Raw genomic sequence first — 25,226 nt, forward strand, 5'->3', positions numbered from 1 at the left:
GACCATGAACGACAAACAAACCGTGGCCCAGCAGGACACTGATCTGGTTGAAGTGGAAAACTTCGCCCCGCAGTCTTCGCTGCTCGACAGCATCATTTCCGAAAGCCGTGTTGCCCGCTCCGAAACCGAACGCACCCGTACCCGTGATCTGATCGGCGAGCTGGTGGGCCAGGTGCTCGAAGGCGAAATGACGCCAAGCAAAGACCTGATCGCCGTGCTCGATGCGCGCATCGCCGAGATCGATTCGATGCTCTCCGAGCAGATGAACGAGATCATGCACGCCCGTGAATTCCAGCAGCTGGAAGCGTCCTGGCGTGGTCTGAAATACCAGGTCGACCAGACCGAGACCAGCACCACGCTGAAGATTCACCTGCTCAATGCGTCGAAGAAAGACCTGGTCCGTGACCTCAAGGCCTCGTCCGAATTCGACCAGAGCGCGCTCTTCAAGAAGATTTACGAAGAAGAGTACGGCACCTTTGGTGGCGCACCATTCGGCATGCTGCTGGGTGATTACGAGTTCAACCGTAACCCGGAAGACATGTACCTGCTCGAAGAGATCTCCCACGTCGCCGCCGCGGCCCACGCGCCATTCATTTCGGCGGCGTCGCCTGAGCTGTTTGGCTGGGACTCGTTCACCGACATGTCCGGCCCGCGTGACCTGGCGAAGATCTTCGACACCGTCGAATACGCCAAGTGGAAGTCCTTCCGTAATTCCGAAGACTCCCGTTATGTCGGCCTGACCCTGCCCCACGTGCTGGGTCGCCTGCCGTATGGCCCGGATACCACGCCGGTCGAGGAATTCAACTTCGTCGAAAGCGTCGATGGCCGCGACCACAACAAATACCTGTGGATGAACGCTGCCTACGCCCTCGGCACTCGCGTCACCGACGCGTTCTCCCGCTACGGCTGGTGCGTGGCGATTCGTGGCGTGGAAGGCGGCGGTCTGGTGGAAGGTCTGCCGACCCACACGTTCAAGACCGACGACGGCGAAATCGCCCTCAAGTGCCCGACCGAAATCGCGATTACCGACCGCCGCGAGAAAGAACTCTCCGACCTCGGTTTCATTCCGCTGGTGCACTGCAAGGGCACCGACTACGCGGCGTTCTTCGGCACCCAGTCGACGCAGAAGCAAAAGCAGTACAACACCGACATCGCCAATGCCAACGCCCGTCTCTCGGCGCAGTTGCAATACATCTTCGCCACCTCGCGCATCGCTCACTACATGAAGGCGATCATGCGCGACAAGGTCGGTAGCTTCGCTTCGCGCAAAGACGTCGAGATGTTCCTCAACAAGTGGCTGTCCAGCTACGTGCTGCTCGACGACACCGCCAGTCAGGAAGCCAAGGCCAAGTTCCCGCTGCGTGAAGCCCGTGCCGAAGTCTTCGAAGTGCCGGGCAAGCCTGGCGTGTACAAGGCCGTGACGTACCTGCGTCCGCACTACCAACTGGATGAACTGACGGCGTCGCTGCGACTGGTCGCCGAACTGCCGCAATCCACACGCGGTTAACCGAATCGGGTCTGCCAGGGAGGCAACATGAGTAGCCAACACAAGCTGTTGCCGTCACTGCTGGACCGGTTGCTGGACGACCGTCCGCACCAGTCCGTTGAAGCCTCGGCGCAACGCTTGTGTTCGCTGGCCGATTACAAGGCCAGCATCGTGCGGGACCTGGAAATCCTGGTGAACACCCGTCAGTCCCTGGTGGCTGGCGAACTCGCCGGTTTTCCGCAACTGCCGGGGACGATCCTCGACTACGGCATGCCCGATTTCACCAGCAAAAGCGTGCTCGACCCGCAGGACCGCTACCTGATTCAGCAGCAGCTGGAGAAAGCGATTTCCGACGGCGACCGGCGCTTTCGCAGCGTCAAGGTTCAACTGCTCGCACAACAAACCGGCCAACGCATGCTGACCTTTCGCGTTGACGCCGTACTGCGCCTGCAAGACATCTCCCGTCAGGTTTCCTTTGACGCGGTGTTGCAGGTCAATACCCAGGAATACACAGTACAGAACCTCAACTGATGCTCGACGACCTGCTCCCCTATTACGAAAAGGAACTGTCGCACCTGCGCTTTCTGGGCCAGGAGTTCGCGAGCCAGTACCCGAAAATCGCCTCGCGGTTGCTCATCGAGGGCGATAACTGCGAGGACCCGCATACCGAGCGGTTGATCGAGGCGTTTTCGTTTCTCGCGGCACGGGTGCACAAGAAGCTCGATGACGAGTTTCCGGAAATCGTCGAGTCGTTCCTTGAGGTGCTGTACCCGCACTACCTGCGCCCTACCCCGTCGATGTCCATCGTCGAGTTCACCCTGGGCAAGAACGAGAAAGTCACCGACGCCTATCGCGTCGCCCGTCACACCGAGATTCATGCCACGCCCATCGACAGCGTGGTGTGCAAGTTCCGCACGTGCTACCCGGTCGACCTGTGGCCGATCAGCGTGCAGCAGGCCTCGTTCGTGGAGATGGAACGCTCGGCGTTCAACGGCCATAGCGCGGACTTGGTGGCGCGTTTGCGCATCGGCCTGACGGCGACCTCCGACGTGCTGTTCGGCCAGATGGAGCTGGACTCGTTGCGCTTCTTCCTCGATGGCGAAAGCACGCTGATGCTGCAGCTGTACGAGTTGCTCTTCAACAACCTGGCCAAAGCCACGCTGACCTTTGAAGACGACGGCCGCATGCGCGAAGTGGCCCTGCCGGCCGACGCGCTGAAGGCGGTTGGTTACGGTCTGGATGAAGGGCTGGTGGATTATTCGGAGCGTTCGTTCCTCGGCTACCGGCTGCTGCACGAATACTTCACCTTCCCGGACAAGTTCATGTTCTTCGACCTGTCCGGTTTCCGCCGCATTCTGGCGGGCAAGAAGCTGGGCAAGGTCGAGATCAATTTCTACTTTTCCGACTACGACCTGCACGACCGCCTGGCCCGTCTGACCCAGAACATCGGCCGCGCCAACTTCAAGCTCAACTGCACGCCGATCATCAACCTGTTCCGCCAGCAGGCCGAGCCGATCACCCTGACCCATGCTCAGCATGAATACGCCATCATCCCGGACGTGCGCATGCAAAACACAGCCGAGGTGGTGTCCATTGACCGCGTGCGCCGGGTCAAGAAAGTCGGCGGCCTGGAGCAGGTCAGCAGCTGTCATCCGTTCTTCGAGCCGCGCGCCGATCAGGGTCCGGGCAACAGCTTCTGGATCGCCCGCCGACGCCCCTCCCAGAGCCGACAACGGGACGGCACCGACATGTTCATTCGTGTGGTTGACCGAGATCTGGAGCTGATCAACTCGGCCAGCGATACCTTGAGCATCCGCCTGACCTGCAGCAACCGGGACCTGCCTTCGCTGCTGCCCTTCGGTGGCGCGCGCGGGGATTTCAGCGTCCCGGCAGGCTCGGTCATCGACGACATCCGCTGCCTGCGCAAACCCACCGCGTCGGTGCGCGTGCCACTGGGCAACGGCGTGATCTGGCGCCTGGTCTCGCACCTGTCGCTGAACCACATGTCGCTGGTCAGCAAAGGCCGCGACGTGCTGCTGGAATTGCTGTCGCTCTACAACTACCGCAACACCTCGGCGATCCGTAAGCAGATCAACGGCATTGTCTCGGTCAGCAGCGAGCCGGTGGTCGCGCGGATCGGCCACCCGCGTCCGAACTTCGTGCGCGGCGTGGGCATCACCCTCAAGTTCGATGAAAGCCAGTACACCGGCAGCGGCGTGTTTCTGTTCGGCATGGTGCTCGACCATTTCTTCGGCCAGTACTGCTCGATCAACAGTTTTACCCAATTAACCCTGCGCACCTTGCAGCGCGAAAAGAGAGTGGTCCGATGGCCCCCGCGAACCGGCGATCAACCCCTGGTCTGATCGACCAGGCACGGGCTGAGCCGCACCGATTCGAATTCTTTCAGTTGGTGCGTTTGCTCCGCCTGCATTACAGCAGGAACGGGCAAATGGACCTGCAGACGCGGCCCCATGAAGACCCGTTGCGCTTTCGTTCGCAGCTGTCGCTGAATTTCCCGGCGAGCGAAGTCAGCGATCTGAAATTCGAGCGTGAAGGCAAGGTGTCTGCGGCCGGGCTGCCGCTGACCGAAGTGCAGGTGACGTTCATGGGGCTGGTCGGGCCGTCCGGCGTGTTGCCGCGCCCGTACACCGAGCTGTTGCTGGAGCGCCACATTCAGTACCGCGACGACGCTGCTCACGCGTTTCTCGACGTGTTCTCGCACCGCATGACCACGCTGTTCTACGAGGCCTGGCAGAAGTACAAGTTTTACATCGAGTACGAGCGCAACGGCACGTCCGACTTTGATCGCTACCTGCTGCACCTGGTGGGCCTCGGCCCGCAGGCGCAGAAACAGAAGTTCGGCCCTGAAGGCTCACCGCTGCGTCGGGAGCTGTTCAGCTATTTCTCGGGGATGTTCGCGCAGAAGCCGCGCAACGCGCTGAACCTGCAAGTGATGCTGAGCTTTTACTTCTCGCTGCCGTTCAAGGTCCGGCAGTTCGCCGGGCGCTGGCTGAAGCTCGACGTCAGCCAGTGCACCCAGCTGGGCCGCAAGAATGCCGCCCTCGGGCAAAGCGCCGGGGTCGGCAACCGGGTCTGGGATTACCAGTCCACCGTGCGCATCGACATCGGCCCGTTGACGCTGGCCGACTATCAGCGTTTTCAGCCCGGCACCGAGGACTACCAGAAGCTGGTGGAGCTGGTGCGTTTTTACGTTGGCGCGCACCTGGATTTCCAGATCGCGCCGACCCTCAAGCGCGAGGCGGTGCCGCTGGCGAAAATCGGCCGGCAGGGCAACGTCGCGCTGGGCTGGCTGGGCTGGTTGAAACGTCCGGGCGCCGATGTCGAGCCGGCCCGTTGTGCTCTTTTCCATATTCCTTTTGATGGGGTATCACTGTGAACCTGAAGTCGCTGTTCGCCAAACTGAACGAAACCAGTCGCACAGCCACAGAAGGCGCTGCCGCCCTGTGCTTGTCAGAAAATCATTACGACGTTGAAGTCGAGCACTTGCTGCTGCAGCTGCTGGAAAACAACGACAACGATCTGCCGGCGATCCTTCGTCACTACGACGTGGTCCCCGAGCGCCTGCAGGCGCAGTTGGTCACCGCCCTCGGCACCTTCAAGAAAGGCAACACGCGCACGCCGGCCCTGTCGCCGCACATCACTCGGATGATCGAGCAGGCCTGGGTTTTGGCCTCCATCGAATTCGGCCAGAGCCAGATCCGCACCGGCTACCTGATTCAAGCGTTGCTGGACGATGACGAGCTGCACCGCGTGGTCGTCGCCTCGGCGCCAGAGCTGGACAAAATCAACGCCGACGACCTGCGGGTCAACCTCGCGGCGCTGGTGGAAGGCAGCCCGGAATCGGGGCTGGCCAGTCCGCTGGAAAGCCCGAAAGCCGCCAATGGCCGCACTGTTCAAGGCAACGGCAAAACGCCGGGGCTGGATCAATACACCATCAACCTGACCCAGAGCGCCCGCGACGGTCGCATCGATCCGGTGCTGGGCCGCGAGTTCGAAGTGCGGCAGATGGTCGACATTCTGACCCGTCGCCGGCAGAACAACCCGATCCTCACCGGTGAAGCCGGCGTGGGTAAAACCGCCGTCGTCGAAGGCCTGGCGTTGCGCATCGTTCAGGGCGACGTGCCGTCGGTGCTCAAGGATGTGGCGATTCACACCCTCGATCTGGGCCTGCTGCAAGCCGGCGCCGGGGTCAAAGGCGAGTTCGAAAACCGCCTGAAGTCGGTCATCGAAGAAACCAAACGCAGCCTGCACCCGATCATTCTGTTTATCGACGAAGCCCACACCCTGATCGGCTCCGGTGGTCAGGCCGGGCAGAACGATGCCGCCAACCTGCTGAAACCGGCACTGGCCCGTGGCGAGCTGCGCACCATCGCCGCGACTACCTGGGCGGAGTACAAAAAGTACTTCGAGAAAGACGCCGCCCTCGCCCGCCGTTTCCAGGTGGTCAAGGTGGAGGAGCCGGACGAAGACAAAGCCATTTACATGCTCCGTGGCCTGCTCGGCAAAATGCAGGAGCACCACAAAGTCACGGTCATGGACGAAGCGCTGGTGCAGGCCGTGCGCCTGTCCAACCGCTACATCACCGGGCGTCAGTTGCCGGACAAAGCCGTCAGCGTGCTCGACACCGCCTGCGCCCGCGTAGCCCTGGCGCAGTCGGCGCAGCCCGGCCCGCTGGAAGACTGCAAGCGCCAGATCGACAACGTCCAGGCCGAGATCGCCGTGCTGCAGCAGGAAGCCGCCAAAGGCAGCGACCACTCCCGCCGTCTGGCCGCGCTGAACGAAGAATTGCAGAGCGTCCAGAACACCCGCGAGACCCTGGAGCAGCAATGGCAGCGCGAGCTGGATCTGGTCAAGAAACTCGCTGAACTGGGCAGCGTCGAGACACCCGATGTCAGCGAGATTTCCGCCGTGCGCGCCGAGCTGTCAGCCGTTCAGGGCGAGCAGCCGCTGGTCCACGCACTGGTCGACGGCGGCACCATCGGCGAGGTGATTTCCGGCTGGACCGGCATCCCGCTGGGCAAGATGCTGCGCAACGAAATCGACACCGTGCAGCGCCTGCCGGCACTGCTGGGCGAACGCGTACTCGGGCAAGATCACGCCCTGGCGGAGATCGGCAAACGCATCAAGATCTCCCGGGCGCGCATGGAAGACCCTAACAAGCCCATCGGCGTGTTCCTGCTGCTGGGACCGAGCGGCGTCGGCAAGACCGAAACCGCTCTGGCGCTGGCCGACACCCTGTACGGCGGCGAGCGTAACGTCATCACCATCAACATGTCCGAGTACCAGGAAGCCCACACCGTTTCCAGTCTCAAGGGTTCACCTCCCGGCTACGTCGGTTACGGCGAAGGCGGCGTGCTGACCGAAGCAGTGCGGCGCAAACCCTACAGCGTGGTGCTGCTGGACGAAGTGGAGAAAGCCCACCCGGACGTGCTTGAGCTGTTCTTTCAGGTGTTCGACAAGGGCGTACTGGATGACGGCGAAGGTCGCGAGATCAACTTCCGCAACACGGTGATCATCCTTACCTCCAACACCGGCACCGATCGAATCATGCAGCGCTGCCTGAACACCACCGAGCAGCCGACGCCGGACGAGATCGTCGAAGACCTGCGCGACGAGCTGAACCAGGTGTTCAAGCCCGCCTTTCTGGGGCGCCTGACCATCGTGCCGTACTACCCGGTTCAGGACGAGATTCTGGAGCGCATCGTTGCGCTGAAGCTGGAGCGCATTCGCAAACGCTTCGAGCGCAACCATCAGGCGGTGCTCGGCTACGACGAGGCGCTGGTCAAGGCCATCGCCGCGCGCTGCACCGAGGTCGACAGCGGCGCACGCAACATCGACAACATTCTGTCCAAGACCCTCATGCCGGAACTGTCCCAGCACGTGCTGGAACGCATGGCCCAGGACAAACCGATTCAGAGCCTGAACATCGAACTGAGCAGCGACGGCGATTTCGCCTACAGCCTCACGTGATCCGGCTTGATTTGATTGAGCATTCATAGGTAGCAGTCATGAACATGCGAAACAGGGAACGTCTTTGCGCCGGGGCCGGCTGGGCCACCCGTGTGACCCTTTTGACGGTCGTGATGGCGCTCACCGCCTGCGGCATCACCGACCGGGCCAGCAAGCGCGTCGATGACACGTGGGCCGGCGACATGCTGTTCGGCGACAAGGAAAAAGTCATCCTGACGGCCGACGGCGGCAACCAGCTGAACCCCGATGAGAGCGGCCGGCCGCTGTCGGTTGTGCTGCGGGTCTATCAGCTCACCGCGCTGGAGCGGTTTGCGTCCATCGACGCCGATTCGCTGTGGGACAACCCGCAGCAGGCCCTCGGCAACACGCTCATCGACAGCCAGGAAATCACGTTGCTGCCGGGCATGGGCCAGATCGACCAGTGGCCGCTGAACAAGGCCACCGGTTATGTCGGCATCGCTGCGTTCTTCCGCTCCGACGAGAAAAGCCACTGGAAAGTCGCCTTCGATGCCAACTCCCTGCGCAAGGACGGCATCTGGTTTTCCTCCGACGGCCTGCGTGTGCTGGTCGACAACAACCACGTGCTGGCGGTGCGTGGCAACGACGTGCTGAACAAGCCGCAGACCGAGGCGCAGTTCGCCAAAAGCAACGTCATGCCCACGGCCGAGCCCGCCGCCAATGCAGGCAATCCGCCCCTGAGCCAACAGGTGCAGGACGCGATGGTGCAAAAGGCCAAGGACACCGCCGTGGACTCTGCGCAACAGAGCGCACAGAAAGGCGTGCAGTCAAAGTTCGATTCATTAGTGGAAGGCGTTCATGAGTAAGCAGAGCCGCGTGATGTGGTCCGAAGGCATGTTTCTTCTGCCGCAGCACTTCCAGTATCAGGATGAATTCCATCAGCACCAGCTGGCCGAATCGACGCTGCGCAGCACGCCCTTCCATTGGGGCGTGCAGGCCATGCAGATCGACGAAGAAGCGCTGGCTGGCGGATCCCTGCAATTCAAGCGGCTGAAACTGGTATTTCCCGACGGCAGCCTGTTCGACGCGCCGTCACACGATCCGCTGCCGGAGGCGCGGGATTTGCGCGAGTTGCTCAAGGGCAATGACTTCAAGGTCTACGCCGCCCTGAAACTGCCGGAGCCGTTCGGCCTCAATTACGTCGAGGACGGCCAGGAACAGAAAAGCGCGCGGCGTTTCCGCAAGCAGTTCGACACCCTGCCCGACCTCAACGAGGGCGATCTGGAAAACGAGATCACCAGCCTGCGCCTGAACGTGGTCATGCTGATCGACGGCGACTCGCTGGACGGCTACAGCTACTGCCCGATCGCGCGGCTGTCGCGCAACAACATTGGCGGCTTCAGCCTCGACACCCACTTCGTGCACCCGACCTTGCACCTGGGCACCCACGAAACCCTGATCGGTCTGGGCAAGCGTCTGCTCGGCGCCCTGCATTCGAAGAGCAAGGCGCTGTCGGGCCGCCGCCGCGAGCGTGCCGACCAGATCGCCGAATTCGGCTCCAGCGACGTCACGCTGTTCTGGCTGCTCAACACGGTCAACCGCGCGTACCCGAATCTGGCGCACTTGCTCGCCCACCCGCGTTTACACCCGGAGCGTCTGTACCTGTTCCTCGCAGAGCTGGCCGGTGGTTTGCTGACCTTCTCGCTGGAGGTCGAGCTCAACGACATCCCCGAGTACAACCACCACGACCCGGCGGCGTCGCTGGTCACGCTGGACCAGATGATCCGCACGCTGCTGGACAACGTCATCCCGAACCAGTGCATCGTCATCAACCTGACCCAGACCAAGCCGTCGTACTGGCAGGGCCAGCTGCACGATCCGCGACTGGTCGATGCCGATTTCTATATTTCCGTGCACGCCGACATGCCGGGCTCCAGCCTGCTGGAACTGGTGCCGCGCGCGGTCAAGGTCGGCTCCCCGGAAGACATCGAAGTGGTGGTCAACAGCGCGATGCCCGGCGCTACGCTCAACCATTCGACACGATTGCCCAACGCCATTCCGGTGCGTCTGGACAATCACTACTTCTCCATCGAACCCCATGGCCGGGTCTACGAACGCATGATGAGCGCCCAGGCGATCTCGTTCTACGCACCCAGCGCTTTCACCAACCTCAAGCTTGAACTGATGGCAGTACTCAAATGAGCGAAGCCGTAATGCAAGGCGCCATGGCCGCCGACCAGCCAAAACCGACCCTCAAAGACCTGGTGCAGGATTTCATCAGCATGGCGCTGATCCTGCGTCGTGGCCGTCAAGTGACCTCGGTCAGCGCGTTCGAGGAAAGCGTCGACACCTTCTTCGCCAACCTGGAGCGAGAAGCCCGCGCCTCAAATTACAGCGTCGAGCAGGTCAAGGACACGCAATACGCTTTGTGCGCGTTTCTCGACGAAAGCGTGCTGCGGGCCAAAATGCCTGTGGCCCCGGTCGTGGCAAAAGCCGAGGAGTCGCCCGCTTCAGCCAACGCCGCACTGGCGGCGCCGGCGGAGAAAGTCAACGAGCTGCGCCGGCACATCGAAGTGTCGCCGCTGCAGTTCCGTCACTTCGGCGTGCACCTGGCGGGCGAAGGTTTCTTCGACAAGATCGAAACCCTGCGCGCCGACGTCAAACGCAACCTCGACGTGCTCGAGGTGTATCACCTGTGCCTGGCCCTGGGCTTCGAGGGCAAATTCAGCGTCGGTGAAGGCAAGGATCAATTGCGCTATCTGGCCAACACACTCGGTCAGGACATCGCCCGCTATCGCAAGACCCCCAAAGCGCTGTCGCCGGACTGGGCGCTGCCCGATCAGGTTTCGCAGATGCTGCGTCACGAGGTGCCGGTGTGGGTTTACCTGGCGCTGATCGCGCTGGTCTGTCTGGCGGTTTACCTGACGCTGGACTGGCTGCTGGGCAAGGACGTTGCCTTATTGTCCGAACACATCAGCCAATTGTTCAGTGCCTGAGCACTGCTCGGGTAAGCGAGTCAGGAAGACATGAAAACACTACTTCGCGCTCTAAAAAGTTTCTGGTTCCTCGTCATCACGCTGTGGCTGATAAGCCTCGTCGCCTGCGTGGTCATGGCGGCACGCAGCCAATGGTCGCGGGAATACCTGCTGCAAACCCTGCTCATCGTGAGCGGGTTTTACATCTTCGTCGGCTTTATCCGTCAGATACGACGCATTCAGAAAGAGCGCAATCTCGAAAAACTGGTGCATCACGAAGTTGACCGCTCACTGCCGGCCGACGGCGACTTCCGCGACCAGCAAGTGCTGCGCGACCGCCTCAAGCACGCGATCACCATGCTCCGCGCCGATCGCTCGGCAGGCGGCGGTGGCTCGTCGGCGTTGTACGAGTTGCCGTGGTACCTGGTCATCGGACAGTCGGCGGCCGGCAAGACTTCGCTGCTCACCCGCTCCGGGCTCTCGGCCACCACCGCCAGTGGCCAGAGCAGCGGCGAAAGCGGCACCCGCCACTGCGACTGGTACTTCAGCCCTGAGGCGGTATTGATCGACACCGCCGGCCGTTACCTGGCCGAGGACTCGGCCGCCAGCGAATTCACCGCTTTCCTGCAACTGCTGAAAAAGCAGCGCAAGAAAACCGCGATCAATGGTCTGGTGCTGGTGGTCAGCCTGCCGGAGCTGCTGGCAGCCACCGCCCATGAACGTGCGGAAATGGCGATCCAGCTGGTCGCACGCATCGAGGAGTACAGCCGCAGCCTCGACGCCCATCCGCCGATCTACCTGATGCTGAGCAAGACCGACCAGTTGCCGGGCTTCAATCAGGCCTTCGACGGTCTGGACCTGAACGAGCGCCAGCAGCCGTTGGGCATGACCTTCGCGCTGTCGGAAATCCGCACACAGGGTTTGAAGACAGTCCTCGACAGCAAACTGAAGAACCTGCACAACGGCGTTCAGCGTCACGTCGACGCGCAGATGATCAGGCTCGGTTCCGACGCCAACAGCGAGCTGCTCAACTTCCCGAACTACTTTGCCGATCTGTCAGGCGTGCTGGTGCCCTTCCTCGAGCACTTCACCCAGCCCGCCAGCCACGGCAGCCCGCTGTTGCTGCGCGGCCTGTATTTCACCAGCGCGCTGCAGACCGCCGAGCAACTGAGCCAGGTGTTCGACGACGATCTGGCCGAAGACTTTGCCCTGCAGCCGGCCAGCGACAGCGCGAATGCCGCGCAGGCCAATGGCCGGAAGACTGGCGACCGCAGCTACTTCATCACTGACACGTTCCGCCGGGTGATTTTTCCCGATCGCGACTTGATCTCGTATCAGTCCCGCGACGGCCGCGACAGGTCGATGACCCCGGTGGTCATTGCCGCCGCGCTGCTCGCAGGTCTCGGTTTCATTGGCTGGCAGGCGCTGTCGTTTCAGCACAACCGCGAGTGGATCGCCGCCCTGCAAGACAAGCTGACCGAGCTGCAGGATGCGCCCGACCGCGCCCAGCGCATGGCGGCAGGCGAAGGCCTGGAACTGCTGCGCCATGAACTGGCGCAAATCGAGAAGCACCGCGCCAAGGGCGTGCCGCTGCAACTGAGTGCCGGCCTGTATCGCGGTGACGAAATCTTTGCTGCCGCGCAAACGGCCTATCTGCAGCAACTGCGCAGCCAGGCCCTTGAGCCAGTCGCCCTGAAGCTGCAAATGCAGATGCGCGCGTTCAACGAGTTCACCAAATCCGTGGACCCGCAGAACGAACTCGCTGCCACTGCTGGTAAATCAAGCGGCAAGGCTGGCGGTAAAAACGACAAGGGCCAGAAGCTGGTCGATCGCGGCGTGCGCAGTTTTGCCGCCAACACCGGCAAGCCAAGCCTGAGCAGCATTCCGCGCAGCGTCGGCGATGTCGGCAGCCGCCTCAAAGGCGCCGTGCGCAGCAACGTGACCAAAACCCGCGAAGCGGCCCTGGCCGACCTGCGCAACCCCGCCACGGCCAGTGACGCCGCTGAACTGTCGGCCACCACCGGCGGCCTGTCGTTGTCCGAAGAAATGCTCGGCCGTCTGGATGAGCAGCAAGTCGCGTCGATCATCGAGTCCTACAATTCGCTCAAGCTGTACCTGATGCTGACGCAACCCAACGCCCATTCGGACCCGGAATTCGTCAGCGCTGCCTTGCCCGTCGCCTGGAGCAACACGGCGTCGGCGGACAGCCCGGTCAGCGACGAGGTGATCGCCGATAACGTGCCGATGTACGTGCAGTTGCTCAAAACCGGTCAGGCCCCTGCCCTGCCCCGCAACGATCAGCTGGTCGAAGAAACCCGCAAGAGCCTCAAGTCGTTCATGATTTCCAGCTCGCTGGTGGACCGTGAATACCTGCGCCTGCAACTGGAAGCCAGTCGGCAATTCCCGGCCGTGGGCCTCAACGAGCTGGTGCCGTTGCCCGGCCGTCAGTTGCTCTACGGCAGCGAAGCGGTGCCGGCGATTTTCACCCGCCAGGGTTGGGACGGTTTCGTCAAACCCGAGCTGATCAAGCTGATGTCGAGCAACCTGCGCAACGAGTCCGATTGGGTGCTCGACGGCGACGGCGGCGACAGCATCATCCAGAAAGCCAACTTCATGCGCGAGTTCATGGCGCGCTACAAGCGTGACTACGCCCAGTCCTGGTACACCTTGCTGAGCAGCGTCGGCGTGCGCCACTTCACCGACATGGCCAACGCCACGCAACAGTTGTCGCTGCTGAGTGACGTGCAGAACTCGCCGGTGAAAATCCTGTTGTCCGGGGTCAACGACAATACCCAGTGGGACGTGCCTGCGCCCCAGGTCAATCAACAGCCCGGCACGCCGAAGGCTGATGATTTCTGGAGCAAGGTCACCGGACTGGTCAGCGGCCCGCAAGTGCCGACTGCTGCCATGCTTTCCCCACTGCCAGCGGTGGATGACGGCAGCCTGGCCCAGCGCTTCGAACCGGTGTCGCGGGTCTTCGCGACGCAGAACGCCGAGGGTGCCGACAGCACGATCATGGATCGCTACTTGGCGGCGCTGCGCAAACTGAAGGTGCGGATGAACAATATCCAGCGCTCCCAGGATGTCGGCAAGAGCAGCAAGCAGCTGATCAGCGAAACCCTGGAAGGTCAGCCGAGCGAAGTCACCAACGTGCGCAACTACGTCGAGACCACGGTCGATACCAGCCAGGGCGGCTTGTCCGAATCGTTGCAGGGCCTGTTCAGCCTGCCGATCCAGTTCGCCTGGGAAACCCTGCGCGATCCGGCCGGCCAGCAGATCGCCAAGGCCTGGGCGCAGCAGATTGCCAAGCCGTGGGAGCAAGTCATGGCGCACCGTTACCCGATCGCCGCCGGCAGTCGCAACGAAGCGTCGGTCAAAGACCTGCAGCGTTTTGTCGATCCCGAGTCCGGCCTGCTGCCGAACTTCAAGCGCAACGAGATCGGCAACCTGTCCGGCGGTGAAGGCCTGGGCATGAGCAGCGGCGCCAAGACTGCGCCGCTGGTCAACCCGAACATGGTCACCAGCATCGACAAAGCCAGCTCCCTCGGCCAGGTCATCGCCAGCCTGTCGGACAAGGAAAACGGCTTCGAGATCATGCTGGAACCGTCGGCGTTCTTCACCGACATCATCTTCACCCTCGACGGTCAGGTTCAGCATTACCGCAACGGCAAGACCAGTTGGAGCCGCTTCTCCTGGCCGGGTACCACCACCGCGCCGGGCGCACGACTGGACGTCGTGACGCTGACGGGCGAGCGCATCACCGTGTTCGACTACCCCGGTCGCTGGGGCCTGTTGCGCATGAACGACAGCGCCCGGGTCGATGACCTCGACGGCATCCAGCAGCGCTTCAGCTGGAACACCGCCAACGGTCAGGTCAGCCTCGCGGTGCGCAACTACGGCGGGGTCAAGCTGACGGACCTCGCTAACGTCAAATCCTTGAGCGCGCTGAACACGCCGTCCAAGGACGTGGCGCAAGGATCGGCGAAGTGATGAGCGGCGCGCTGTTCTTTGCACGCTGCGGCGTGAGCGGCCGGGAGCGCCGTCGATGATCGGCTGCTTCGGCAAGCTGCCATCGAGCGCGGACTTCGTCAGCCTGCACGGCGCGGCGGATGACGTCTGCGAGTTCGACGGCTGGCTGCAGGCGTCCCTGGCGGCGATTCATGCGGGTGACGACTGGCGGGCGCAATTCGATCGCCTGCCGCTGTGCTTCTTCTCGTACCGCGCGCGCTCGGGCAACTGGTTGTTGGGCGGGCTGGTCAGTTCGATGGATTCCAGCCAGCGCCGTTACCCGCTGTTCATCTTCCAGTCCGTGAAGGCGGGGGATGGCGGGCCGCTGGTCAACCCGTTCACCCTGAGCGAATTGTTCTGCGCGCAGATCAAGCCGCTGCTTCACCTCGGTGCCCAGGGCGAGCGATCGGCAGTGCTGTTCGAGCGGATCAAGGCCCTGCGCCCGTTGCAGGGGCAGGATTTCGCCCTGTTCCGCCAGGTGCACGAGAAATTCCTGCGCAACTTCAACCTGCGGGACATCGCCACGGCGCTGGGTCACTCTTGGCCGGAGTTCGTCACCAATGCCGTGCTGACCCGCTTGCATGCGCTGCGCCGCCCGCTGAATCAGGCACAGGCGCCGGGCATCAGCCTGCCGCTGCCGGCAGAACGCGGCTTGAAGAACCCGACGGCGGATCTGTGGGTCGACTGGCTGACGCGGATGAAAACCGGCCGTGTGTCGCCCCAGGTCAGCGTGCTGGCCGATGACTTCATGCGGCCCAAGTTGCTGTGCTTCCCGTCGCGCAGCAACACCGGCCTGTACACGGCCCTGACCGACCCGGCCGAACGGCCGGAGCATTACGACGTGCTGGCGGATTTCGCGGCATTCGACGAACACCACCGCCCGCCTCAGTTTCCCGACACCGAACGCCCCCTTTATGACGTCATCGACCGTTTTGTCGACGCGCTGGATGTGAAGTCTGTATGAACAAGCTCAAGTATTACCTGCTGCGTTACCAACCCTACATTTTGGGGGTGTGCTTCTTTCTGACGATCTTCATCGTCTGGGGGCTGGGCCGCGCGCTGGACTTCAGTTCCCTGGGCAGCCTGCTGACCGGCATCGGCGTGTTTTTGCTGCTTTCGATTGGCTACGTGCTGTATCTCTACCGGAGCACTTCGCGGCAGCACAACCTCGAAGGGCTGCTGCGCGACGACGCCGATCAGGCGGTGTTGAACGCCAGCCCCGCGGACCGCGAAGAGGTCAGCCTGCTGCGCGAACGCCTGCTGCAAAGCATCGATCGCCTGCGCAGCAACACCCCGCGCGGCACCCGTGCCAAAGACGCGCTGTACGCCCTGCCGTGGTATCTGGTGGTCGGTCAACCAGCCGCCGGCAAGAGCACCATGCTCTATCAATCCGGGCTGAATTTTCCCTACGCCGAGCGTGAAGGCGTGCGCGTCGCTGGCTTGGGCGGCACCCGCAATTGCGACTGGTTCTTCAGCTCCGAAGCGGTGCTGCTGGACACCGCCGGGCGCTACATGACCGATCAGGAAGAAGCGGGCAAATGGCGCGGTTTCCTTCAACTGCTGCGCCAGCACCGCCAGCGTCGCCCGCTCAACGGGCTGATCGTGACGGTGAGCATCCACGACATCCTGCAGGCCTCGCTGGAAGACCAGGAACGTCTGGCCAAGCGCCTGCGTGAGCGCATTCAGGAAACCTACTCGCTGCTGGAAGTGCGCCTGCCGATTTATCTGGTCTTCACCAAGTGCGACCTGGTCCCCGGTTTCGCGCCGTTTTATCGCCAGCTCGACGAGGTGGGCCGTGGCGAAGTGATGGGCAAGACCTTCCCCCACAAGGACTATGAAAAAGCCGACTGGGCCCAGCGTTTCGGCGTGGCCATGGACGAGCTGGTCAACTACTGGAAGGAAGTGGCCAGCCAGCAATTGGTGATGCAGGACATCCAGATCACCCGTCGCGACTCGGCGGTCTACCGTTTCCCGCTGGAACTCGCGGCGCTGAAGCCCCGCCTTCAACTGTTCGTCGACGCCCTGCTGCGCGCCAATCCGTATCAGAACGCCGAGCTGTTGCGCGGCTTCTACTTCACCAGCGCACTGGATGCCGACGCGCCGGAACTGGGGGGCCACACCCGTCAGGTCAGCGAGCGATTCTCTCTGGAAGCCGAACATGCAACCGCTCACGGCCAGGCCCAGCCTCAGCCGCTGTTCATCAACAGCCTGTTCCGCAAAGTGATCATCCCCGACCAGCATCTGGTGGCGCTGTACACCAGCAACGTTCGCGAACGCCGTCGCAAGGCCGCGTGGGTCGGTGGTGCCAGCCTTATTGCCCTGCTGCTGTGCGGCGCGTGGGGCTGGTCGTTCTGGAACAACAAGACCGAGATCCAGACGCTGTCTTCCGAGCTGACCGCTGCGGCAGCCCAGGACAACGCGACGCCGGGGCAGTACACCGATTGGCAAACCCTTGACCACTTGCGTGTCCGGACCGCCGATTACTACGTCCGCCACCATGATCAGGGCGTGCCGCTGCGCCTGCGTCTGGGCCTTTATCAGGGCTACAACGTCGAGCCGCTGGTGCGGGCGCGTTACTTCAACCGGCTGGAAACGGTCATGCTCAAGCCGACTGCCGACAACCTCACCCGCTCGCTGTACCTGCTGACCACGATCAAGGTCTACCAGCGCAACGCCAAAGACCTGATGCCGGTCACCGGCGTCGACAGCGTCGAGCCGCGCGCCCTGCCCAACGACAACCGCGCGCAGTCGATCGCCGACTTTGGCAAGGCCACCCTGGAGACCTACGTTCAGCTCTCGCGGTCACAACGGGAAAAAGCCGATCCGGCGTTCCTCAAGGCGAATATTCCTGACTATTGGTACCCGGCCATCGCCAAACAGACCGGCAAAACCATCGGCGCGACGGGCGCTGCGACCAACTCGGGCACGGACTACGAGCTTGCCAGTCGCCAGGTCAATTTCTACAGCGACCAGATCCACGAACCGGACGTGCCGAGGATTCTCGACAACGCGTTCCTGACCTCCAGTTCGCGCAATTACATCAACAGCCTGCTCTCGCAGTCACTGCGCTCCATCGAGACCATCACCCTGGAATCGGACACCCTGTTCGCCTTCGGCCGTGCCGATTTCCAGAGCCTGAAAACCGAGGGCCAGAGCCAGCTGAGCGCCATCGCCGGCAAGCTGCTGAGCACGCCGAACATCGGCAAGATCGTGATCGCCGGTCACGCCGACCAGCTCGGCGACCGTCAGGGCAACCTGCAGGTGTCCAGGCAGCGGGCCCAAACCATCAAGACGTATCTGGTCGGCAAGGGCGTGCCCGCCGAGCTGGTGGAAGCCATTGGCGAAGGCAGCGAGAAGCCGCTGGTCAAGTGCGACATGCAGCAGCCGCGCGCGCAGTTGATCCAGTGCCTTGAGCCGAACCGGCGCGTAGAAATCGAGGTGCGTGCGCTCAACTGATTGGGCGCAGGCATCTGAAGAACCCGACGCCAGGGCCCTGTTGCATGAAGGCCCGGGCAGCGGCAACCGATTCCTCTGACGCTTCAGAGGGGTCAAATCAAGGGGCGTGACCTGGCCGCTGGGCGGCTAGCCTCAACCTGTAAGTAAGGAGAATCAAGAAATGGCATTTGACGCATATATTCAGATCGACGGCATTCCAGGCGAAGTTCTGGATGACAAGCACAAGGACTGGATCGAAGTACTCGGCTACGAGTACGGCGCCACCCAAGCGACGTCGGCGACTGCCAGCTCTTCGGGCGGTGCGTCCTCCGAGCGTGTCGCACTGAGCGATTTCAGCATCCGCAAAGCAGTCGACAAAGCGTCTGCTAAGTTGTTCGAAGCGTGCTGCAAAGGCACTCACATCGCCAAGATCCAGCTGAACGTCAACCGTGCGGGCGGCGACAAGCTGACCTACCTGACCATCAACCTGGAAGAGGTTGTGGTGTCGTCGGTCAAGGCCGTTGCCGGTGGCAGTCAGGATGGCGAAGACAAAGCCGTCAGCGACCTGCCGATCGAAGAAATCAGCTTCAACTTCGCTCGCATCAAGACCACGTACACCCAGCAGAGCCGTGCCGATGGCCAGGGTGGCGGTAACGTCACTGGCGGTTGGGACCGTACTGCGAACAAGGTTTTCGCTTGATCGAGTAGTCACAGCGGTCCGTTGCCTGGCGCAGCGGGCCGTATTCAACACCGCGTCGGCTGGATCGGCGCGGTGTTCTTTTTTCTTATCCCGAGTTGACCATGTCTGAATTTCTCAACGACCTTTCACTGACCGAACTGACAGCGCCGATCAATGGAGGAAGCGGCGAAGACCTGAGCTTTTCCAAGCTGTTCGACAACGTCAAGGAAGCTCGTCGAGCGGACCCTGATTACCTGACCCAGGGTGACTGGCAGACCGATCTGAAATCCTCGGATTGGGACTTGACGATCACCCTGGCTGCACAAGGCCTTGCTCAGCAGAGCAAGGATCTGATGCTGGTCGCCTGGCTCAGTGAAGCCCTGGCGCACAAATACCACTTTCTCGGCATCACCTTCGGCCTGACCCTGGCCGAGCGGATTCTTGAGCGCTTCTGGGATGACCTGTACCCGGCGCTGGACGAAGGCCTGGAAGAGCGCGCGGCACGCCTGGCCTGGCTGAAAACCACCCTGGCCGATGTGGTCGGCGGGCTGCCGATCACCCAGGGCGATCAGTTCGGCCTGCTGCGCTACGACGAATCCCGGCACATCGAAAACCTGGCCCTGCAGAATCCGCAGGCGATGCGCGTCGCACTGGACGAAGGCAAGATCAACGCGGAAATCTTCCAGCGTTCGGTGGTGCTGACCGACACCGAGCACTTTCTGCGCAAGGCATCGGAAATCACCGACAGCCTGCAGGCCTGCCGGCAGTTGCAAGCCACGGCCGATCGCCTGTTCGGTGTTGAGGCGCCAAGCTTTGCCGGTTTGAGCGAGATCCTCTCCCGCGCCGCGCAATTGGCTGAAAAACTGCTCAAGGACCGTGGCGTGGAAATCAATCCCGCGCCTGCCCAGCCGACCGCCGAACCTGTCGCCGAACCGGCCGATCAACCTGCTGCGGGGCCTGCCATGACCATCACCGTGAAAGACACCGCGTCGGCGCCACTGCGCACCACGCCGCTGACCCGCGACGAAGCCTTCACCATGCTCGCCGGCGTCGCCCAGTTCTTCAAACAGACCGAGCCGCAGAGCCCGGTGCCGTACCTGATCGAACGCGCGATCAAATGGGGCAACATGCCGCTGGAAGGCTGGCTCAACGACGTGATCAAGGACAGCAACGTGGTCGACAGCATTCGTGATGTACTGGGGACGAAAGAGCCGAAGGGCTGACACGAAACCCTGACGGGCAACCGAACGCTCATCAAAAAAGACGCCGCCGCCGTTACAGGTGGATGAAGATCTGTGGGATCGACCAGCGCTGTCAGCCCATCAGTTCGGAAATCTCGATCAGGTTGAGATCGGGGTCACGCACGTAAACCGAACGAATCGGGCCTGTGGCACCGGTGCGCTGGACCGGCCCTTCCACGATAGGCCACGCCTGCGCCTGCAAGTGCGCGATCACCGCGTCGAGGCGCTGGCTGGCGATGAAGCACAGGTCCAGCGCGCCGGGCACCGGCAGGTGAGCCTTGGGTTCGAACTCGTGACCGCGCTCGTGAACATTGATCTTCTGGTTGCCAAAGCGAAACGCCAGGCGGCCGCTGCCGAAGGTTTCCAGCTGCATGCCCATGACGCGGACGTAGAAATCCTTGCAGGCCTCAACATCGATGGTGGTCAGGACCAGATGGTCGAGGTGATCAATCATTGCGTGCGCTCCGTGGGCTAATGAGGTCGACCGTCAGGCAGTCCTGACGGACCTCAGTGTTCGTTCTTGTCCAGCGTTCTCAGCTTCTGCGGCAATGCCCACATTAACAGGCCAGCCGCGATCAGGCTGCTCACGCCGATGACGTAAAGCGCGGGCGTCGTGGTGCCGGTGAGGTCTTTGATCCCGCCGACCATCACCGGGCTGACGATGCCGCCAAACTGCCCCAGGGTGTTGATCAGCGCGATACCGCCCGCAGCGCCGGCACCTGCGCCCGCCAACAGCTTGGGCGGGAGGGTCCAGAATGCCGGAATGGCGGCGACGATCCCGCCACCGAGCATGGCCAGGGAGACGATCAGCAGGCTGGTGTGCTGGGCAAAAAATCCCGCGCTGAAGAAGCCGATGGCCCCAAGCACCATCAGCCCGCAGACGAATTTGCGGCGTTCGCCGCTGGCATCCGAGAGACGTCCGACAACGATCATGCTGACGGCGCCGAAGATATACGGAATGGCCGTGAGCAGCCCGATGATCACAGGGCTTTCGACGCCGGCGCTGCGAATCAGCTGCGGCGCCCAGAAGTTAAGGCCGTAGGACGCCACCTGAATCAGGAAATAAATCAGCCCGAGCATCAGGAAGCCCGGCATTTTCAGCGCGGTCAGCAGCGAACCGCCCTGCTTGTTCGGCTCATGCTCGGCGATGCGGCTGGAGAGGTAGGTCTTCTCGTCGTCGGTCAGCCAGTGGGCATCCGCGACACGGTCCTTGAGCAGCTTCAGCACAGCGAAACCGAGGGCAATGCAAGGCAGCCCACCGAGGAGGAACAGCCAGTGCCAGCCACGCAATTGCATCACGCCGTCCATATGACCGAGTACCAGCCCCGAGACCGGCGCGCCAAGCAACCCGGCGAAGGCCGACGCCAAGAATAGAATCGACGTAATGCGACCCCGGTAGGTCTGCGGGAACCAGAGCGTCAGGTAAAACAGCACGCCCGGTGCGAAACCCGCTTCCATGGCGCCGATGATGAAACGCAGCACATAGAACTGCCATTCGGCGGTGACGAAGACCATCAGCGCCGTGGCAACGCCCCACGACATCATGATGCGGGCAATCCAGCGCCGGGCGCCCACCTTGTACAGCATGATGTTGCTCGGCACTTCGAACAGCACGTAGCCGATGACGAACAGGCTCGCCCCCAGCCCGTACGCGGTGTCGCTCAGGCTCAGATCCGTCTGCAGCTGAAACTTGGCGAAACTGATGTTGATGCGATCAAAAAACGCGAACAGGTAGCAGACCATGATCAACGGCATCAAACGCCAGGCGACCTTGCGGATCAGTGCCTTTTCGGCGCTTACAACCTCGGCGAGGCTGCTGTTCGGGGTCAGAACAGAGACGGTCATTGCAATACTCCAGATGGACTCTCTGAGAGAGCCCTATTGTTTTTGTTGTCTGGACGCGCACGCAGCGAAGTGCGCGCGTTTGTGGGGGAAAACCGGGACGGGCGCCGCGTCAGCCGGGCAGATTTTCCGGCGCCGGGTGAAGATCACGGTTGCGCCCTGCCTTGGCCACCTGCCCCGGCATTTCATGGCCCAGCAGCTCCGGTAAGCGGCGGGACATCGTGAGCAGATGCGCCAGGTCAATGCCTGTCTCGATGCCCATCTCATCGCACATATTCACCAAGTCCTCGGTGCAGATATTGCCCGATGCACCCGGCGCAAACGGGCAGCCACCGAGACCGCCCAGCGAGGCATCAAAGCGCCGCGCCCCCGCTTCGTAAGCGGCGAGGACATTGCTAAGCCCCAGGCCGCGGGTGTTGTGAAAATGCAGCGTCAGCGCCGATGCCGGGACACGGGTCAGCACGCGCTGCACCAGCGCAAACACCTGACGGGGGTTGGCCATGCCGGTGGTGTCGGCCAGGGAAATGCCGTGCATGCCCAACGCCAGATAGGCATCAACGATCTGCAGTACACGGTCTTCATCGATGCGGCCCTCGAACGGGCAACCGAACGTGGTGGCGATGGAGCCGTTCAGGCTCAGCCCAGTGCCCGAGGCCAGCGAGACCACCTCGGCGAAGCCCGCCAGGGACTGCTCGCAACCCATGCGCATGTTCGCGCGGTTGTGGGTCTGGCTGGCGGACATCACCAGATTCAGCTCATCGGCACCCGCCTCGATGGCCCGCTGGGCACCGCGCAGGTTGGGAATCAGGGCGACGTAGATCACACCGGGCTGGCGCCGGATGCCGCGAAACACCTCATCCCCGTCACGCAAGGCCGGAATGGCTTTGGGAGAAACAAAAGAACCGGCTTCGATTCGGCTGAAACCGGCGAGAGAAAGTTGGTCGATCAAGGCGATCTTGTCAGCGGTGTCCACCCAGGTCGGCTCGATCTGCAAGCCGTCGCGCGGCGACACTTCCTGCACGATCAGGCGCTGGGAAAAGTCGGTGATCATTGCACCACCCCACTGTGCTTGAGCTGCGCAATGTCATCGGCGCTCATGCCCAGCTCGCCGAGCACACTGTCAGTGTGCTGCCCCAGCGCAGGGCCTTGCCAGTTCACCGAGCCTGGGGTTTCCGAGAGTTTCGGCACGATGCCCGGCATCTTCACCGTGGCCCCGCCCGGCAGATCGGCGTCGAGAATCATCCCGCGCGCCTGGTAGTGAGGATCGGCGACGATGTCCGCGACGTTGTAGATCCGCCCCGCCGGCACCTCGGCCGCCTCAAGCGCCTTGAGCACGTTGTCGATGGGCAAGGCCGACGACCACGCGCTGATCGCCCCGTCGAGCATGTCGCTCTGGGCGGCGCGGCCGTCGTTGTGGGCGAACTCGGGATCCTCGGCCAGATCGGCGCGGCCAATGGTCTGCATCAGGCGCTTGAAGATCGGGTCGCTGTTGCCGGCGATGACCACGTAGGCACCATCGGCGGTCGGGTAAGTGTTGGACGGCGCAATGCCCGGCAGTGCGCCGCCACTGCGCTCACGGACGTGGCCAAGCATGTCGTATTCCGGCACCAGGCTTTCCATGACGTTGAACACGCTTTCGGCCAGGGACACATCGACCACCTGACCATCGCCCTGGCCGGTCTTGACCCGCAACAGCGACATCAGCGCGCCCATCACCGCGTGCATCGACGCCAGCGAATCGCCCAGGCTGACCCCGACCCGCGCCGGTGGCGAGCCCGGCGTGCCGGTGGTGTAGCGGATGCCACCCATGGCTTCGCCAATGGCGCCAAACCCGGGACGGTCGCGGTAAGGACCGGACTGACCGTAGCCGGAAATGCGCACGAGGGTGAGTTTGGGGTTCAGCGCGTGGAGCACGTCCCAACCCAGACCCAGTTTTTCCAGGGCTCCGGGCCGCAGGTTCTCGATCAGCACGTCCGCGCTTTCAGCCAGCCGCTTGACGATGTCGATGCCTTCGGGAGATTTGAGGTTCAGCGAAAGGGATTTCTTGTTGCGCGACTGCAGGTACCACCACAGCGAGGTGCCTTCGTGCAGCTTTCGCCATTTACGAAGCGGATCGCCCTGCCCCATGGATTCGATTTTGATCACCTCGGCACCGAACTCGCCCAGCAGGCGGGCGGCAAAGGGTGCAGCGATCAGTGTGCCGATTTCAATGACGCGCACGCCTTGAAGGGGGCCTGTCATAGCGGTTACCTCGAGTCTTTCTTGGAATTTGTCGCCAAGACTAGAGGAACCGGGTTCGGCAAATCCAACCGTCAGTTGGCAACGACCGTTCGCAAAACGCGAACGCTCAGCCTCCGTGGCTCTGCAGATGCTCGAACAGCAACTGGCTGACCGGCGACAGCACCGCGGTGTCGCGCACCACCAGAATCAGCGTGCGCCGGGCCCATGCATCGCTCAAGCCTACGGCCCTGAGGCCCAGCGACGGACCGAGCAGGTCGAACGCCTTGCGCGGCAGTACGCCGATGCCCATGTCGGCCTGGACCATCCGGCACATGGCGTCGAAACCCGGCACGTGGATGCGCACCCGCAGCGGCCTGCCGTGGGCGCGAGCGGCGTTCTGGGTACGCATGTTGATGGAGCTGGCGGCGTGCAAGCCGATGTAGTCACTGCCGAGGGTGTCCTCGAACGCCACCTGTTGCAGCCCGGCGAGCGGGTGATCGTCACGCATCACGACGACCAGTTCGTCGCGGCGATACGGTGCGCTGTGAAGGCCCTGAGTGTCGGTGTCTTCAGAGCAGATGCCGATGTCCGCGACACCGTCGACCAAGCCCTGCACGACGCCGTTACTGGGCCGCTCTTCGAGATCGACTTTGACCAACTCATGAGTGGCCACGAAAGCGTGCAGGTCTTCCGGCAAGAACTGAATGATGGCCGAGAGGTTGGCCAGCATGCGCACATAACCGCGCATGCCCTGCAGGTGCTCGTCGAGTTCAAGGCCCATTTTTTCCAGATCGGAGAGCATCCGCCGGGCATGGTGCAGCATGGTCTCGCCTGCTGCGGTCAACAGCATGCCCTTGGCATTGCGCAGGAACAGGCCAATGCCGAGCACTTCTTCCAGCTCCATCAGCCGCTTGCTCGCAGCCGACACCGCAATCGCCTCCCGCGCCGCCGCCCGGGTCAGGGTGCCTTCTTCGTACACCGCCACGAAGAGCTTGAGGGTAATCAGGTCGAGTCGGCGGATGAGGTTTTTATGGAGCATGGGACGTACTCGAGCAGGGCGCGGCCGAAAGCATACACGCGCTGCTGCTTGGTAGGACTGGCTTCAGCCGGGAATCGGCCAGCGCGAGCACCATCAATTTCGCGGCGTGCCATCCGACGCCTTCCCGGCTGAAGCCGGTCCCACTATCGATACGCGCTGTGCTAGTGGGACCGGCTTTAGCCGGGAAGGCCAGCGTGTGCGCCATCCATTTACGTCGAGACAAATGACGCCTTCCCGACACGAGGCTGACATAACGGGGTTGCCGTCCGAGCCTGCGACGGCAACCGAATCCATCCAAAAGGATGGCCCAGACACTGCATTTCTGCCAAAAAGAGGATAATCCGCCATCAAG

18 protein-coding genes are annotated in these 25,226 nt (G+C 62.5%); 13 read left to right on the forward strand and 5 right to left on the reverse strand.

Features of this window, described 5'->3' with window-relative positions:
- Nucleotides 1-4: 4 nt before the first annotated feature.
- The 13 genes from tssC to tssA all read left to right on the forward strand — a co-directional run bounded on the left by tssC (nt 5) and on the right by tssA (nt 19,755).
- Nucleotides 5-1,507 (forward strand): type VI secretion system contractile sheath large subunit, encoded by a 1,503-nt coding sequence (tssC, locus tag IFT47_RS19305; RefSeq protein ID WP_065988946.1) that lies wholly within the window; start codon nt 5-7, stop codon nt 1,505-1,507.
- Between the two features lie 27 nt (nt 1,508-1,534).
- Nucleotides 1,535-2,017 carry a type VI secretion system baseplate subunit TssE gene (gene tssE, locus IFT47_RS19310; protein WP_065988945.1) on the forward strand — a complete coding sequence of 161 codons (483 nt, stop codon included), beginning with the start codon at nt 1,535-1,537 and terminating at the stop codon, nt 2,015-2,017.
- Nucleotides 2,017-3,849, forward strand: a complete 1,833-nt coding sequence (gene tssF, locus IFT47_RS19315; protein ID WP_192173531.1) for a type VI secretion system baseplate subunit TssF — start codon at nt 2,017-2,019, stop codon at nt 3,847-3,849. The genes tssE and tssF overlap by 1 nt, the downstream gene beginning before the upstream one ends.
- Nucleotides 3,813-4,883, forward strand: coding sequence for a type VI secretion system baseplate subunit TssG (gene tssG, locus IFT47_RS19320; protein ID WP_192173530.1), 1,071 nt, complete (start codon nt 3,813-3,815; stop codon nt 4,881-4,883). The genes tssF and tssG overlap by 37 nt, the downstream gene beginning before the upstream one ends.
- Nucleotides 4,880-7,477: a type VI secretion system ATPase TssH gene (tssH, locus tag IFT47_RS19325; protein WP_192173529.1), complete on the forward strand. Its 2,598-nt coding sequence runs from the start codon at nt 4,880-4,882 to the stop codon at nt 7,475-7,477. Before tssG ends, tssH begins: the two co-directional genes overlap by 4 nt.
- Nucleotides 7,478-7,515: 38 nt before the next feature.
- Nucleotides 7,516-8,301, forward strand: coding sequence for a type VI secretion system lipoprotein TssJ (tssJ, locus tag IFT47_RS19330; protein ID WP_244655975.1), 786 nt, complete (start codon nt 7,516-7,518; stop codon nt 8,299-8,301).
- On the forward strand, nt 8,294-9,637 hold the full coding sequence (gene tssK, locus IFT47_RS19335) for a type VI secretion system baseplate subunit TssK (RefSeq protein WP_192173528.1): 1,344 nt from the start codon (nt 8,294-8,296) through the stop codon (nt 9,635-9,637). Before tssJ ends, tssK begins: the two co-directional genes overlap by 8 nt.
- Complete coding sequence (gene icmH, locus IFT47_RS19340) at nt 9,634-10,431, forward strand: type IVB secretion system protein IcmH/DotU (protein WP_192173527.1); 798 nt, start codon at nt 9,634-9,636, stop codon at nt 10,429-10,431. The genes tssK and icmH overlap by 4 nt, the downstream gene beginning before the upstream one ends.
- 30 nt (nt 10,432-10,461) lie before the next feature.
- Nucleotides 10,462-14,400 (forward strand): type VI secretion protein IcmF/TssM N-terminal domain-containing protein, encoded by a 3,939-nt coding sequence (locus IFT47_RS19345; protein ID WP_192173526.1) that lies wholly within the window; start codon nt 10,462-10,464, stop codon nt 14,398-14,400.
- Between the two features lie 55 nt (nt 14,401-14,455).
- Nucleotides 14,456-15,382: a type VI secretion system-associated protein TagF gene (tagF, locus tag IFT47_RS19350; RefSeq protein ID WP_192173525.1), complete on the forward strand. Its 927-nt coding sequence runs from the start codon at nt 14,456-14,458 to the stop codon at nt 15,380-15,382.
- Nucleotides 15,379-17,874, forward strand: a complete 2,496-nt coding sequence (tssM, locus tag IFT47_RS19355) for a type VI secretion system membrane subunit TssM (RefSeq protein ID WP_192173524.1) — start codon at nt 15,379-15,381, stop codon at nt 17,872-17,874. The genes tagF and tssM overlap by 4 nt, the downstream gene beginning before the upstream one ends.
- Nucleotides 17,875-18,034: 160 nt before the next feature.
- Entirely contained in the window at nt 18,035-18,553 is a 519-nt protein-coding gene (locus IFT47_RS19360; RefSeq protein ID WP_065988935.1) for an Hcp family type VI secretion system effector, read from the forward strand.
- 101 nt (nt 18,554-18,654) lie between these two features.
- Nucleotides 18,655-19,755: a type VI secretion system protein TssA gene (gene tssA, locus IFT47_RS19365; RefSeq protein WP_192173523.1), complete on the forward strand. Its 1,101-nt coding sequence runs from the start codon at nt 18,655-18,657 to the stop codon at nt 19,753-19,755.
- 91 nt (nt 19,756-19,846) lie between these two features.
- Here the strand turns inward: tssA and IFT47_RS19370 are convergent, their stop codons facing one another.
- The 5 genes from IFT47_RS19370 to IFT47_RS19390 all read right to left on the reverse strand — a co-directional run bounded on the left by IFT47_RS19370 (nt 19,847) and on the right by IFT47_RS19390 (nt 24,874).
- Nucleotides 19,847-20,227: a VOC family protein gene (locus IFT47_RS19370; RefSeq protein ID WP_192173522.1), complete on the reverse strand. Its 381-nt coding sequence runs from the start codon at nt 20,225-20,227 to the stop codon at nt 19,847-19,849.
- Nucleotides 20,228-20,280: 53 nt separating this feature from the next.
- Entirely contained in the window at nt 20,281-21,618 is a 1,338-nt protein-coding gene (locus IFT47_RS19375) for an MFS transporter (protein WP_192173521.1), read from the reverse strand.
- A gap of 109 nt (nt 21,619-21,727) precedes the next feature.
- Entirely contained in the window at nt 21,728-22,666 is a 939-nt protein-coding gene (locus IFT47_RS19380; protein WP_192173520.1) for a hydroxymethylglutaryl-CoA lyase, read from the reverse strand.
- Nucleotides 22,663-23,856 (reverse strand): CaiB/BaiF CoA transferase family protein, encoded by a 1,194-nt coding sequence (locus tag IFT47_RS19385; RefSeq protein ID WP_192173519.1) that lies wholly within the window; start codon nt 23,854-23,856, stop codon nt 22,663-22,665. Before IFT47_RS19385 ends, IFT47_RS19380 begins: the two co-directional genes overlap by 4 nt.
- A gap of 106 nt (nt 23,857-23,962) precedes the next feature.
- Nucleotides 23,963-24,874, reverse strand: coding sequence for a LysR family transcriptional regulator (locus IFT47_RS19390; protein WP_192173518.1), 912 nt, complete (start codon nt 24,872-24,874; stop codon nt 23,963-23,965).
- Nucleotides 24,875-25,226 lie beyond the last annotated feature (352 nt).

The organism is Pseudomonas sp. CFBP 13711, assembly GCF_014842265.1.
Classification (GTDB): domain Bacteria; phylum Pseudomonadota; class Gammaproteobacteria; order Pseudomonadales; family Pseudomonadaceae; genus Aquipseudomonas.